17 protein-coding genes are annotated in these 13,525 nt (G+C 65.8%); 2 read left to right on the top strand and 15 right to left on the bottom strand.

The window, feature by feature from the left end; genetic code table 11:
• Positions 1-30: 30 nt before the first annotated feature.
• From PspR32_RS05415 to PspR32_RS05405, 3 genes are read right to left on the bottom strand one after another with little or no spacing between them, the layout of a single operon-like run.
• On the bottom strand, positions 31-234 hold the full coding sequence (locus tag PspR32_RS05415; RefSeq protein ID WP_010220255.1) for a DUF1289 domain-containing protein: 204 nt from the start codon (positions 232-234) through the stop codon (positions 31-33).
• Entirely contained in the window at positions 234-758 is a 525-nt protein-coding gene (locus tag PspR32_RS05410; protein WP_010220256.1) for a gamma carbonic anhydrase family protein, read from the bottom strand. Before PspR32_RS05410 ends, PspR32_RS05415 begins: the two co-directional genes overlap by 1 nt.
• Positions 759-801: 43 nt before the next feature.
• Positions 802-1,401 (bottom strand): CoA pyrophosphatase, encoded by a 600-nt coding sequence (locus tag PspR32_RS05405; RefSeq protein WP_010220257.1) that lies wholly within the window; start codon positions 1,399-1,401, stop codon positions 802-804.
• Between the two features lie 134 nt (positions 1,402-1,535).
• Between PspR32_RS05405 and PspR32_RS05400 the strand changes: the two genes are divergently transcribed.
• Entirely contained in the window at positions 1,536-2,090 is a 555-nt protein-coding gene (locus tag PspR32_RS05400; RefSeq protein WP_100781995.1) for an NUDIX hydrolase, read from the top strand.
• 21 nt (positions 2,091-2,111) lie between these two features.
• Complete coding sequence (locus PspR32_RS05395) at positions 2,112-2,669, top strand: L,D-transpeptidase family protein (protein WP_010220259.1); 558 nt, start codon at positions 2,112-2,114, stop codon at positions 2,667-2,669.
• 6 nt (positions 2,670-2,675) lie between these two features.
• Here the strand turns inward: PspR32_RS05395 and gspN are convergent, their stop codons facing one another.
• From gspN to PspR32_RS05335, 12 genes are read right to left on the bottom strand one after another with little or no spacing between them, the layout of a single operon-like run.
• Complete coding sequence (gspN, locus tag PspR32_RS05390) at positions 2,676-3,323, bottom strand: type II secretion system protein N (RefSeq protein WP_159388176.1); 648 nt, start codon at positions 3,321-3,323, stop codon at positions 2,676-2,678.
• Positions 3,320-3,706, bottom strand: a complete 387-nt coding sequence (gene gspM / locus PspR32_RS05385; RefSeq protein WP_010220261.1) for a type II secretion system protein GspM — start codon at positions 3,704-3,706, stop codon at positions 3,320-3,322. The genes gspN and gspM overlap by 4 nt, the downstream gene beginning before the upstream one ends.
• A complete protein-coding gene (locus tag PspR32_RS05380) occupies positions 3,703-4,812 on the bottom strand; it encodes a GspL/Epsl periplasmic domain-containing protein (protein ID WP_159388175.1) in 1,110 nt (369 codons plus the stop codon). The genes gspM and PspR32_RS05380 overlap by 4 nt, the downstream gene beginning before the upstream one ends.
• Positions 4,812-5,399, bottom strand: coding sequence for a prepilin-type N-terminal cleavage/methylation domain-containing protein (locus PspR32_RS05375; RefSeq protein ID WP_100781993.1), 588 nt, complete (start codon positions 5,397-5,399; stop codon positions 4,812-4,814). Before PspR32_RS05375 ends, PspR32_RS05380 begins: the two co-directional genes overlap by 1 nt.
• Positions 5,396-5,764: a type II secretion system protein GspI gene (locus PspR32_RS05370; RefSeq protein ID WP_010220264.1), complete on the bottom strand. Its 369-nt coding sequence runs from the start codon at positions 5,762-5,764 to the stop codon at positions 5,396-5,398. The genes PspR32_RS05375 and PspR32_RS05370 overlap by 4 nt, the downstream gene beginning before the upstream one ends.
• On the bottom strand, positions 5,761-6,195 hold the full coding sequence (locus PspR32_RS05365) for a prepilin-type N-terminal cleavage/methylation domain-containing protein (RefSeq protein ID WP_036994018.1): 435 nt from the start codon (positions 6,193-6,195) through the stop codon (positions 5,761-5,763). The genes PspR32_RS05370 and PspR32_RS05365 overlap by 4 nt, the downstream gene beginning before the upstream one ends.
• 2 nt (positions 6,196-6,197) lie before the next feature.
• Positions 6,198-6,632 carry a type II secretion system major pseudopilin GspG gene (gene gspG, locus PspR32_RS05360; protein ID WP_010220266.1) on the bottom strand — a complete coding sequence of 145 codons (435 nt, stop codon included), beginning with the start codon at positions 6,630-6,632 and terminating at the stop codon, positions 6,198-6,200.
• A 14-nt stretch (positions 6,633-6,646) separates the two neighbouring features.
• The gene (gene gspF / locus PspR32_RS05355; protein WP_159388174.1) at positions 6,647-7,849 is read right to left on the bottom strand and encodes a type II secretion system inner membrane protein GspF; all 1,203 of its coding nucleotides are present in this window, start codon (positions 7,847-7,849) and stop codon (positions 6,647-6,649) included.
• Positions 7,850-7,852: 3 nt separating this feature from the next.
• A complete protein-coding gene (locus PspR32_RS05350) occupies positions 7,853-9,301 on the bottom strand; it encodes a GspE/PulE family protein (protein ID WP_026001142.1) in 1,449 nt (482 codons plus the stop codon).
• Between the two features lie 5 nt (positions 9,302-9,306).
• Entirely contained in the window at positions 9,307-11,259 is a 1,953-nt protein-coding gene (gene gspD, locus PspR32_RS05345; RefSeq protein WP_010220270.1) for a type II secretion system secretin GspD, read from the bottom strand.
• A gap of 3 nt (positions 11,260-11,262) precedes the next feature.
• Positions 11,263-11,688: a pilus assembly protein PilZ gene (locus PspR32_RS05340; protein WP_010220271.1), complete on the bottom strand. Its 426-nt coding sequence runs from the start codon at positions 11,686-11,688 to the stop codon at positions 11,263-11,265.
• Positions 11,685-13,316, bottom strand: coding sequence for a lipoprotein UxpA (locus PspR32_RS05335; protein ID WP_159388173.1), 1,632 nt, complete (start codon positions 13,314-13,316; stop codon positions 11,685-11,687). Before PspR32_RS05335 ends, PspR32_RS05340 begins: the two co-directional genes overlap by 4 nt.
• Between the last annotated feature and the right edge of the window lie 209 nt (positions 13,317-13,525).

Raw genomic sequence — 13,525 nt, 5'->3', positions numbered from 1 at the left:
TGCAGCGACTGTCGGCGGCCAAGGGGCGGATCACGCGCCGACGCTGAAGACCAGCCCGGCGGCGACTGCCCGCTCATGGCACAGCGTGAGCACCTGGCGGCGCTCGCTGTTGTCCATCCGCCCCCAGCGAGTGATTTCAGCGGCGCTGCGCTGGCAGCCGGTGCAGATATCAGCGTCGTCCAGCGCGCAGATCTGCACGCAAGGCGAGGCAACCGGACGTTCAGGGCTGCTCATCAATCCTCCTGGGGCGCCAGGTCGCTGGCATAGCGCTCGGCATTGTGCACATAGTGCGCGGCGCTGGCTTCGAGCATTTTCTTCTGCGCGTCGCTCAGTTCGCGCACCACCTTGCCCGGCGAGCCCATGACCAGCGAGCCGTCGGGAATCTCCTTGCCCTCGGGGATCAGCGCATTGGCGCCGATGATGCAGTACTTGCCGATGCGTGCACCGTTGAGGATCACCGCGTTGATGCCGATCAGGCTGTAATCATCGACCGTGCAGCCGTGGAGCATGGCGTTGTGACCGACGGTCACGCCCTTGCCCAGGGTCAGCGGCGAGCCCATGTCGGTGTGCATCACCGTGCCATCCTGGACGTTGCTGTTCTCGCCGATATCGATCAGCTCGTTGTCGCCGCGCAGCACCGCGCCGAACCAGACGTTGGCCCCCGCCTGCAGGCGGACCTTGCCGATCAGCGTGGCGGTCGGCGCAACCCAGCTGCGCGGATGGGTTTCGACCCGCAGGTCGCCCAGACGGTATTTCATGCGTGGTTCCTCACGGTACGGCGTGGCTGGCGGGTGCACCCGCTCAAATGGGGGTGAAACGTTCAGGTGGCTGATGCAGGCTGATGTTGGCATCGTAAAGCAAGTTGACCAACTCGACGATCATGATCGCCGACAGGCCCCAGATCTTGTACTCGCCATAGCGGTAGCTGGGCACGTACCAGCTACGGCCCTGGTAATCGATACGGTGGGTATGGTCGCGCGGGTCCTGGCGGAAGAACTCCAGCGGTACGGTAAACACCGCGGCGATCTCGGCATCGTTGGCCTGGTACTCGACAAAATCCGGGATCAGGCCAACGAAAGGCGTGACCTTCAGGCCGTGCAGGGAGATCAGCGGGCTCAGCGGACCGATGATTTCCACCAGGCCTGGCGGCAGGCCGATCTCTTCTTCGGCTTCACGCAGGGCGGTGAAGATCAGGTCGGGGTCTTCCGGGTCGCGGCGACCGCCCGGGAAGGCCACCTCGCCACCGTGGGTCGACAGCCCCTTGGCGCGCAGGGTCAACACCAGTTCCGGCTCTTCGCTGCGGGTGATGGGCAATAACACAGCGGCCTCGGGAAAACGTCGGTCCGTCTCCAGGGTACTCGGCGTATGACTGCTCACGCGGCGAAGTAGCTCGTCCAGCATTGCTCTCTCTCGATTCCAAAGCCTGTCCTGCATGATGCACCAAAGCCGCGAACCGCCCAAGCCCCGACGACGATCCGGCTTGCGGCGGCGGTGACAGTGGCGCCAAGATAGGCGCACCTAACAGGAATAAAAGCATGAAATTCTGCAGCGCGTGCGGCAATCCGGTGATTCAGCGTATTCCCGAGGGCGATACCCGCCTGCGTTTTGTCTGCGATCACTGCAAGGCCATTCATTACCAGAACCCCAATATCGTCGCCGGGGTGCTGCCGACCTGGGGCAGCCAGGTGCTGTTGTGCCGCCGCGCCATCGAACCGCGCCGTGGTTACTGGACCTTGCCGGCCGGCTTCATGGAGAACGGTGAAACCATGGACCAGGCCGCCCGCCGGGAAACCATCGAAGAAGCCTGCGCCCGGGTCGGGACCATGAGCCTGTATCAGCTTTTCGACCTGCCGCACATCAACCAGGTGCACGTGTTCTTTCGCGCCGAACTCGCCGACCTGGACTTCGCCGTCGGCGTCGAGAGCCTGGAAGTGCGGCTTTTCGACGAAAGTGAAATCCCTTGGGACGAGCTGGCTTTCCGCACCGTCAGTCGTACCCTAGAATGCTATTATCGTGACCGCATCGAGCAACGCTTCCCGATTGGCAACGAATGCCTTTCGCCCATGCTCGTCTTGTCACCCAACACCTAGCATTTTCAGGGATATCGTTTCATGCGCTGGTTGCTTGCCCTTTTCTGCCTCAGTGTGGCTTCGATGTCCCAGGCGGGTTTCACCGAAACCATCATTACCCGGCCGGTCGACAAGACCGCGCCTTCGCCACTGCAACCGCAACAGCCGAAGCCTGCGATGATCGACAAGATCCTGGTGATCAAGTCCGAACGCCGCCTGCAGCTCATCAGTGACGGCGCGCCGCTGAAGACCTACCGCATCTCCCTGGGCAAGCAGCCCAAGGGCGCCAAGGTGCAGGAAGGCGACAAGCGCACCCCCGAAGGTTTCTACTGGATCGATTGGCGCAAGCAGAGCGATCGCTACAACCTGGCCATGCATGTGTCCTACCCGAACATCAGCGACGCCGCCCGCGCCCGTCGTGAAGGCGTCCCGCCGGGCGGCATGATCATGATCCACGGCACGCCCCTGAGCGAGGAGTACCCGGAAGAGGTGTTCCACACCCTGGACTGGACCGAAGGCTGCATCGCCATGACCAACCGCGACATGCGCGAGGTGTGGAACATGGTGCCGGACGGCACCATGATCGAAATCCGGCCCTGAGCTCCGTCACCATTTGAGCCTGCGGCTCAGCCTCGAATCATCGGGCTTGAGCCACTGGGCGCTGAGCAGCACCGGTGCCAAGGTTGCGCCGGGTTCGACAGCGCCTTGCAAACGCCCGCGGCGCTGGCGCAGGTCGGCGTCCAGTTCGAACTGATGCTGCCCCTGCAACTGCAATTGCGCCAACAGGTGCATGCCGACCGAGCAATCAACCCGCACCCGGGTGGCGCCCAAAGGCACTGACCATGGCGCAACCAGTGCCAGGTTGTGGCCAGCGATCTCACCCTGGCTGACCTGGCACTGCCGACCGCTACCCTGCACTTCGATCCGGCCTGTCCACTCGCCCGTCAGGCGATAGGACAAAGGCATTGCCAACGTGCGCTGCAACGGCTCGACAGCGGCGGTCCAGTTCCACGGCCAGCCAGCCACCTTGAGCTGCCAGTCCTGCCCCTGAAACCCGAGGTTGACCTGCGCCTGCAAACGCCAGGGCTGCCAGTGCCAGGCAAGCGGCCCCACCTGCCCCAGTCGCTGAGCCTGGCCTTGCCAGAGGCTGCCGGAGACACCCTGGGCGGCCATGGGCGCGAGCAACCAGTTCGCCGGTAACCCGGCCAACACGCTCACCAAGAACACCAGGCTGAACCAGCCGATGCGCTTCATTGTTGCAACTCCAGCTCGAAGGTCATGGCGGACTCAGCCTGCTCCAGTGACCAGCGCAGCGGGCGCAGGCCTTCGCCCTGCACGGCCAGTAACCAGCGCTGCAAACCTTGCTCATCGGCTGCGCGGCCCTTGATCTGCCAGCTGTGATTTTCCGCCAGTACCTGGTTGAGGACGATGCTGTTTGCCTGGGCTGATTGTTGCAGTTGCTCGACACTGAAGCGCGCGTCGACCGGCACGCTGGCCGCCGACCGCGCCAGCGCCTGCCACTGCTGCGCGGCCTGCCAGCGGGCCATGCCTTCGCGCATCACCAGGGTCAGCAGTAACAACGCGACCGTTGCCCAGGCGGCCGGCAGTAACCAGCGGCGCTGTATCCACTCACTCATGACGCCGCTCCCAGGTCGAAGACCAGTTGCAATTGATCTTCGCCACCGACGACTTCAACCAGCACACCGACCTGCTTGGCGATGGCCTCCCAGGTCGCGGCCGCAGGCGGCTGATCGCCACGAAGGCGCAGCGTCCAGCGTTGCCCGTCGAAGCCGGTGGCGGTCATGTGCCAGGCAGGCTGCGCTTGCAGCCATTGCTGCAACGCCGCCTGCAGCTGCTCGATCTGGCGCAGGCGCAGTTGGCGATCTTCCTCGGCCTGACGCAGGCGCTTGAGGACCTGGGCGGCCTGCCGCGGTGAAGTGACCGGCCCGGTCACGGCGACCACCTGCGCCTTGTAGACCTCGCTCTGGCGCCATTGCTGGGTCAGCCACAAGCCACTCCAGAGCAGGCCCAGTAGCGCGCACGCGCCAATCAGTCGCCATTGCCCGGGGGCCATGGGAAGCCGCAGCCGCAGCTCACGTGCCGGGCGCAGGTCAAACAGGCTGGGCAAACGCTCCAGCGCGACCAGTCGGGATGGCCAGGCACCCTCGAACTGTTCGCGTTGCAGGCCCGGCCAAGGTGCCGGCAGGTTCGGCCCGAGCAAGGTCGGCCAAGCCAGCCAGTGCTGTCGGGACTGTTCGGTTACGCCCTTGAGCAACAACAGATCAGGGCTGCGCTGCCAGCACAGGGACGTGCCTGCCGGCGTATCCGCCATCAACTGAAACTCGGCCCAGCAACGCTCCACGACTAGCCCCCAGTCCGTACACTGGGCCAACCACTGGCCGAGCAGCGCCTGATCGACGCTGACCAGCTCCAGCTGATTGCCCTGACGCGACACACAGCCACAACGGATGGACTCGGCGGGCTGCAGCAAACGCTCTTCAAGCAGCAGCGGCCACTCGTCACGCTTGAGCCCCGGTGGCGCCGCAAGCTGGCAATGGCTGCACTGGTTGCCCGGCAGGACCAGCGCCACGCAAGCGCCGTCAGGGCTGGGTGGCGGTCCCTCGCCGGCTTCGCGCCTGCCGTCTGCCAGGCGCAGCCAGCTCCAGGGCGCGTGCCCAAGACCAGGCCGTAGCAGCAGCCAGTTGCTCACGCGTGGAGATTGCCAGCGCTCAAGCCATTTCATCAGGGCGCCTCCGGCAGGGCGAAGGTACAGACATAAGGTGCTCCATCACGCTTGAACTCAAGCCGTATGCCGCGATCCGGGGCGGATCGCTCGGCAGAAGGAAAGGCCAGCCAGCGGCCCGAGTGAAAAAAGGAGAAGCTCGGCGCCGCAACCTGATCGAGCTGATCGCGCTCATGCCACTGCGGTTTCCCCACCGCATACAGGTCGGCGGAGGTTTCCAGCAGCAGGCGTTGGCCGCGTGGGTCGTAACTGAGGCGCTGGCGCTGCACGCGTGAACCGCCTTCAGCTTGCGGCCAGGCACTGCGGGCCACCCAGTGCAGTTGCAAGGCGGCGGGTTGCCAGTCCAGCCAATTGATTGCCAGAGGCAGGCGCTGCTCGTAGAGCTGACGCAACACCGTCGAGTCGAAACGCCGCTCCAGGGCCAGGCAAAAATTCAGTACCGGCGAGGCCTGGGCAGGTTGTTGCAGGCGTTCGCGCACACCCACCCAGGCATTGACCAGCGCTGCCAGCAAGATCCCCAGCACAGCAGTCAGGGCCAGGGCCACCAGCAGTTCGAGCAAGGTCAGGCCCTGCTGACGGCGCTTCATGGGCGCACCAGGAAGATGCGGTACTGGCCAAGGGGGTCGCGCCCGTCACGGTCGGCAAACAGGCGCAACTCGCCACGGCGCAGGTTGCGCACGCCCGTGGACGTCAGTTGCAGCTGCCAATGACAGAGGCCATCGCCCTGCTGCAATTGCCCGCCAACGCTGTTGTCCATCGGCCAGTACTGCTCGACGGCAAAACGCGCCTGCAGCTCCCGGGCACAGAACACGCCCAGGCGGTGTTGCTGCACGCTCTGCTGCACCGCCAGGCGCTGGCGCAGCACCTGGCTGGTCATGATGGCCAAGGCTGCGGCAATCCCTAAGGCCACGGTCACCTCCAGCAGGGTGAAACCTCGCTGTGCGCGCCTCACCGCGGTGCCCTGTGCAACTGGCCGGCGCCGTTCCACTGCCAACGCTGGGCCCCCTCCGGCCAATGCCAGTTCAAGGCAGCACTGCGGGCAACACCGGAGGGGGTGAACACCAGGCGTGGCTCGCGGCTGGCTGGCCAGTCGGCTTGCAAAACTGGCGGCCAGTCGCCCAAGGCAACGGGCTCGGTCTGCCAACGCTCATCGATCAGGCGGACAAATTCGGGACGGCTGCCATTCCAGCGCAGGCCACGAATCTCCCCGCCATGCAGCGCCAGCTCCGCCTGCTGGCGACTGGCACTGGCCAGGCGCTCAAGGGCCTGGTGCACCGGCGCCTTGCCGCTGTCGAGCCAGGCAATGCTCAAGGTGCTCATCAGCCCGGCAATCAGCAGCACCACAAGCATTTCCAGCAGGGTAAAACCACGCTCGGCGCGCATGCCTAGAGTTCCCAGTTACCCAGGTCGGCATCGATGCCTTCGCCGCCCTCGACACCATCGGCGCCCAGCGAGTAAATGTCGATGCGCCCGTGCTGGCCGGGGGCACGGTACTGATACGCCGTGCCCCACGGGTCTTGCGGCAGGCGGCGGATGTAACCGTCGGCGCGCCAGGCGCGTGGCAGCGGCTCTAGCGTCGGTTTGCTGACCAACGCCGACAGGCCTTGCTCGGCCGACGGGAAACGCAGGTTGTCGAGGCGGTACATGTCCAGCGCCTGCTCCAGGGTCGACAGGTCGGCCATGACCTTCTGCTTCATGGCCTTGTCCTGGCTGCCGAGCACGCTGGGGGCGACCACGGCGATCAACAGGCCGATGATGAAGATCACCACCATGATTTCCATCAGGGTGAAACCGCGCTGACGCGCGCGTGGGCTGTGCATGGTCTTGCTCCTTTTCAAAGTGTCAGGCCCTGGTTGAGCTGCATGATCGGCAACAGCACGGCGAGGACGATGAACAACACCACCGTGCCCATGACCAGAATCATCAGCGGTTCGAACAGCGCCATGGCGCTGTCCACCTGGCGGGCGAAGCCGCGCTCCTGGTTGTCGGCGACCCGTTCGAGCATGTCCGGTAGCGTGCCGCTGGCCTCGCCACTGGCGACCATGTTCAGCAGCAACGGCGGGAAGTGGCCGCTGGCATCCAGCGCCCGGTGCAGGCTGACCCCGCCCTGCACATCAGTGCTGACCCGTTGCAGGGCCAGGTGAATGCGCCGGTTGTTGACCGTGGCCGTGGCCACTTGCAGGGCTTCGAGCAACGGTACGCCGCTGCCGGCCAGAATCGCCAGGCTGCGCGACAGGCGCGCGCTCTCCAGCACCGCCAGCAGGTTGCCGATCCGTGGCAGGCGCAGCAGCAGGTCGTCGCGGCGCAAACGCCAGTGCGGGCGGCGCAACAGCCAGGCGCCGAGCAGGGCCGCCAGCGCCCCGCCGATCAGCAACCACGGGCCGAGCAGCACCAGCAGGTCGCTGATGCCGATCAGCAGCGAGGTGATCCACGGCAGGCTCTGCCCCGAGTGGGCAAACTGTTCAGTGAGCTTGGGCACCACGAAAGTCATCAGGCCAACCACCACCGCCAGCGACACGCCCATCAGCACACAGGGGTAGATCAGTGCCGTACGTGCCTTGTGCTGCTGGCGCTGGACCTGCTCCAGGTGTTCGGCCAGCCGTTCCAGCACCTGGGCCAGGCGCCCGGAGCGCTCGCCAGCCTCGACCAGCGCGCAATACAAACCGGAAAACAAGCCCCCCTGGCGCGCCAGGCTGCGGGCCAGGCTAAGGCCTTCGGCGAGCGAACCGCGCACCGCTACCAGCACGTTGCGCAAGGCCGGCTCCACCAGTTGCCGCTCCAGGGTCGCCAGGGCATCCACCAGGGGAATGCCGGCGCCGGTCAGGGTCGCCAGTTGCCGGGTCAGTTCACACAACTGGGCGCGGTTGACGCGCTGGCGTCGCGGCTGGGCGTTGCCGGTTTCGTGGCGTTGCAACTGCCGGGTGAACAGCCCCTGCTCACGCAATAACTGGCGGGCATGGCGCTCGCTGTCGGCCTGGATACTGGCCTTGTGCGCCCGCCCGCTGAGGTCCACTGCCTGGTAGCGAAAGGTCGGCATGGCTCAGCCCTGCACCGCGCGCAGCACTTCGGCGAGGCTGGTGTCGCCGCGGCGCAGGCACTCGCTGGCCATGCCGGCCAGGCTCTGCCGACGCCCGGCCAGGTGTTCGTGCATGGCCACTTCGCTGGCGCCGTCGTAGAGCAAGGCGATCAAACCGGCGTCCAGTTCGATGAATTCATAAAGGCCGAGCCGACCACGATAGCCCGTGCCCTGGCACTGCTCGCAGCCCACGGCATGAAATGTCTCACTCAACTCGGCCAGCTCCGGCCACAGCTGCCGCTCGGCCGCCTGTAAGGGCTGCGCTCGGGCACACGGGCACAGACGCCGGACCAGACGCTGGGCCATGACCCCGCGCAGGCACGAGGCAATCAGGAACGGCTCGATGCCCATGTCGCGCAGACGCGTCACCGCGCCGACGGCGCTGTTGGTGTGCAGGGTCGAAAGTACCAGGTGGCCGGTAAGGCTGGCCTGCACGGCGATCTGCGCGGTCTCGCGGTCGCGGATCTCGCCGAGCATGATCACGTCCGGGTCCTGGCGCAGGATCGCCCGCAGGCCGGTGGCAAAGGTCAGCCCGGCGCGCGGGTTGATTGCGGTCTGGCCGATACCGGCAATGGCGTATTCGACCGGGTCCTCGACGGTGAGGATATTGCGGCTGCCGTCGTTGAGGCTGTTGAGGCTGGCGTAGAGGGTGGTGGTTTTACCCGAGCCGGTCGGCCCGGTGCTCAGGACGATGCCATTGGGCCGCGCCAGGCAAGCGCGCAAGCCCTGCTCCACGGCCTGCGGCATACCGAGGTTGGCCAGCGCCAGCAAGCTGGCCTGCTTGTCGAGCACACGCATCACCACCCGCTCGCCATGGATGCCCGGCAGGGTCGACACCCGCACGTCCACTTCACGCCCAGCCGAGCGCAGGGTGATACGGCCATCCTGGGGCTGGCGCTTCTCGGCGATGTCCAGCCGGGCCATGACCTTGATCCGCGACACCAGCATCGCCGACAGCGCTCGCGGTGGGCGCAGCACTTCGCGCAAATGACCGTCGACGCGCAGGCGCACCACCAGGCTCTGCTCGAAGGTCTCGATATGAATGTCCGATGCCTGCAAGCGCAGGGCCTGGGCGAACAGGCCATTGATCAGGCGGATTACCGGCGCTTCGTCATCGCTTTCGAGCAGGTCTTCAATGCGCGGCATTTCGCTCATCAGGCCGTCGAGGTCGACCTGCTCGCCGATGCCTTCGATCAGCGCTGCGGTGGCGCCTTCGCCGGCCTGGTACAGCTGCCCCAGCTGGCTGTCGAAACTGGCGCTGTCCAGGTGGCAGACCTGATCCGGTTGGCCCTGTACGCGCAGCAGTTCCTGCAATTGATCGCTATCGGCATCACTGCGCAGCCACAAGCTCCAGCCAGTCGCCGAAGGCGCCACGGCAAGGCCGGCCTGGCGGGCCAGGCGATAGGGCAACAGTTCCATCACCAGACACCCTCGTCCAGGCGCTGGCGGCTGGCCGGGAAGGCCTGCAACAGCTTGCCGTCGTCACTGATGGCCGGCAGCTTGAGGGCGGTGTCCTGTTGCAGGTTGCGGTACTTCTCGGTGCTCAGGCTGGCCAGGCTCGGGCCGTCACGCAGGATCCGCGGGCGAATGAACACCATCAGGTTCTGTTTCACGCCCTGGTGCCCGGAGGAGCTGAACAGCCGCCCCAGCCAGGGAATATCGCCGAGCAACGGCACCTTCTGTTTGCTCGACGTGACCTCGTCACTGATCAGGCCGCCGAGGATCACCAGGCCGTTGTCCTCGACCATGACCTTGGTCTTGATCTCGCGCTTGTTGGTAATCACGTCGCTGGCCGAGGCGTTGTCGGCAATCGAGGAGACCTCCTGGACAATATCCAGGCGCACGGTGTTGTCGATGTTGATCTGTGGCTTGATACGCAGCTTGACCCCGACCTCCTTGCGCTCGATGGTCTGGTAGGGGTTGGTGTTGTCCTGGGTCACGGAGCCGGTGACGAAGGGCACCTCCTGGCCAACCAGGATCGAAGCCTCGGCGTTGTCCAGGGTCAGCAAGGTGGGGGTCGACAGCAGGTTGAAACCGCTTTTGCTTTTCAGCGCGTTGACCAGCACGGCGAAGTTGAAGCCGCCGCCGAAGTTGCCAAAGCCTGCGGTCAGGCCGTTGGTCCCGGACAGCAGCTTGCCCAGTGCGGCATTGTCCTTGGCTGCGGCGGCGCCCGCGATGGCGGCGATACTCGCGCCGCCGGTGCCGAAATTGACCGTGCCGGCGCCGAAGTGCTCATCGGCGAACAGCCACTGCACGCCCAGCTCTTCGGCGCGTGAATCCGAGACTTCGGCAATGATCGCCTCGACCACCACCTGCGCCCGGCGCACATCCAGTTGCTCGACGATGTTGCGATAGGCCGCCAGCTCACTGTCGGGGCCGACCATGACCACGGCGTTGGTGCCTTCTTCGTACTCCAGGCGGATACCCGAGCTGCTCACTGGCGGCGGCGCCTTGTCATCCTTGCCACCTTCGCCCGTTCCGGCTGGCAGGCTGTCCTGGCTGAGGCTACGCAGCACCTTGACCACTTCGCTGGCGTTGGCGTGGCGCAGGTAGATCACCTGGGTGTTGGAACTGCGCAGGTTATCGCCGGGGCGATCCAGTTGCGCGAGCAAGGCCCGCACCCGCTCACGGCTGTCGGCACTGCCGCGCACCAGCAAGGCATTGCTGCGCGGATCGGCCACCACCTGGGCGCTGTCGGCGCCCTGCTCGCGGGCCAGCAACTGGCTGATCAACTTGCTGGTGTCGTTGGCGCTGGCATGTTGCAGCGGCATCACCTGCATCGGTTCGTCACTGACCTGGTCGAGCTGCAGCAACAGGCTGTCGATGCGCTCCAGGTTGCTGCGCCAGTCGGTGATCACCAACAGATTGGCCGCCGGATACGGAGTGATCACCCCAACCCGTGGATCGATCAGCGGCTTGAGAATCCCCAGCAGTTGCTCGCTGGCGGCATTGCGCACATTGAACACCCGGGTGGCGACACCGTCGCTGCCTTGCGCCGATTTGCCCGCGCGCTCCACCGGTACCGGCTCAAGCCGTGCAGCCTGGTCGGGGACGATCTTGACGCTGCCGTTGGGCAGGTCGACGGCAGCAAAACCCTGGGCCCGCAGCTGGGCCAGGAAAATGTCGTAGATCGCTTCGCTGTCGTGACGATCGACGGTGCGCACAGTGACCTTGCCCTTGACCCGCGGATCGACGATGAAGGTGGTGCCGGTGATCTGCGAAACACTGTCGATGAACTCGCTCAGTTCGGTGTCGACGAAATTGACTTCGTACAACGGCGTCTCGTTGTCATCCAGCGCCACCGGCTCTTCGGCCCATGCCAGGTTGAGGCCCAGGCTCAGCACGCTGGCCAGGCAGAGTCTTGCGATCATCATTCATCCTTGGCGCTTGAAGCCGGTCACGGCGGGCCGTGGCGGCCAGGGCAGGCGTTCGCGCCGCCCCTGGTTGTCGAAAATCAGGCCCTGGTCGTCGATGCTCTCAAGGACGATGCCCGGGGCCAGGCGCTGGCCACGGCGCACGGTGCGCGTGGCCTGGCCGTAACGCAGCACCACCACGGTGGCGCTCAGCGGCACGGCCCTGAGGCCGCCCAGGTACTGCAGCGGTAAACGGGTCAGCGGCACGCCGCCGCTGTCGGCCTCGGCCTGCCAGTGGCCGAGCATCAGGCCCGGCAATGGCGTAGCGTCCTGTACCTGGGCCACTGCCGGCACAGGTGCCCGGCTGAGCTGCAGCACGCACTGGGCGGCGAGCCAGGCGGCCAGGGTCAGCAGTGCGCCGCTGAACAGGCGCGAGACGCTGATCACGCGTTCAACTCACGCGGATGCCAGCCGGGATGGCCCTGGACATAGCGCAGCTGCGGCAATTGCAATGCCGGCAGTTGCCAGTCGGCTGGCTGTTTCGACAGCCAGGCTTCGACCCGTTGCCACAGTGGCTCGCCGCTGCTGGAGGCGTACTGCAGGCCGAAGGTGCGGCACTGTCCTTGCACTTCGCTGAAACCGGACACGCGCTTGCCGCTCGGGCTGTAGCTGAGCTGCCAGGGCTGGCCCAGCCAGCGCGGCAGGTCCTGGCTGTTGTCGAGTAACAGCGGGTCGCCAAACAGTTGCTCGGCGGCGTTTTCCAATACCTGTTCGACTTGCCGGGCGGGCGCTTCGACCACCGGCGCCGGGTAGCTGCCGGTCAGGCTGATCAGGTGTTCGCGAGTGATGGCCTGGCCGGCGGCCAGGGGGCTGTCGTAACGCAGGCCTGGCAACAGCACCGGGTAGTCGCTGTCGGCCGACAGCGCTTGATGTAGCACGCGGTCCCAACTGCCGCCACGCGTATCGCGGCGCCACAGTGCCTGCGGTGCCCGGGCCAGGGGTTGATCGAGCCAGGCGGCGTGACCGGCGCGTTGCTGCGCCAACAGCCCACGCAACTGCGCCGCACGGGCCTGGGCGGTGGGCGTCAGGCTGCTGTCGAAAGCTGGGTGAAAGTGAGCGCTGAACTGCCATTGCCCGCCAGCGCGTTGGCAGCGGACTTGAAAGGCGCCGCTGGCCCGGCTGCCGGCAAACAGCACTGGCACCCGCTTGCCACTGGCTTGCAGCACGCTGACCGGTTCGGGCCAGAAGTCCTGGCCACGGGCGCAGAGCAACAGGTCGGCGTCGCTCAAACGCTCGGCCAGCCACAAGCCCGGGCCGGTGCCGACATCGGCCAGGGCGATCACCAGTTCGGCTTGGCCGCGGGCCTGCTCGAAGGCCGGCAACAGCGATTGGTACCACTGTTTGAGCGAGGCTTTCTGGTCCTGGGCATAGGGGTCGGTGATGCCGACCACTGCAACCCGTACCCCGCCACGGCGAATGACCGTCAACGGCGTAACACCCAGCGCAGCGGACTGCTCCGGGGCAAGACCTGCGCCCAGCACAGCCTGCCCATATTGCCGATAAAGCCCGCTGCAACGCTGCGGCCAGAGCACCCGCTCATCGCTGCTGACGCGCACGTCGCTGGCCAGCAATTGGCTGCCTTCAACACCACTGCCACCCTGGGTCAGGTAGGCCAGGCCACTGCCGTTCCAGCCCTGGCCGTTCTCCAGGGTCAGGCAGTTCCCGGCCCCGGCGGTTTGGCGCAGTTGCTCCAGCACAGCCGCCAGCACCGCATAGCCACCGGTGCGCACGCCATCGGCCAGATTGGCATCGAGCAGCGGGTTGAGTTCGGCTCGCGCCTGGCGGGCGCTGGCGCCGGTCATCCAGGGTGCCTGGCCCAGGTGGGTCACCGGCCCCAGGCGCGTGGCCGGGACCACCGGTTTGCCCGCCTGGCGGGCGTCGAGGGTGTCGGCGAAATACAGCACATCCAGCCAAGCATCGTTGCCGGTCGACGTCCCGCCCAGACCCGCACAGGCCGTGAGCAGCGGCGCCGCAGCGCCAACGCCAATCCAGTTCAACACTTCCCGTCTGTGCATGTTCAGCCTGTCCCGTCGCCTTCGCGCTTGTTGGTTGTCGGGCCGGGATATTGGGGCGCCTGGATTACAGTTTGATGGCAGTTAATCGACAGCCCAGGCAAAACCTCAGGCAAATCAGGTGGTAACGATTTATTTCTTCAACGCCTTTTAACAAAACTGCCAATCAATCATCACACTTGCTCACTAAAGTCCCGGTTTCTTTCACGCCG

It is taken from the genome of Pseudomonas sp. R32, from assembly GCF_009866705.1.
Classification (GTDB): Bacteria; Pseudomonadota; Gammaproteobacteria; order Pseudomonadales; family Pseudomonadaceae; genus Aquipseudomonas; species Aquipseudomonas donghuensis.
This window is presented reverse-complemented; position numbering and strand designations above follow the sequence as displayed.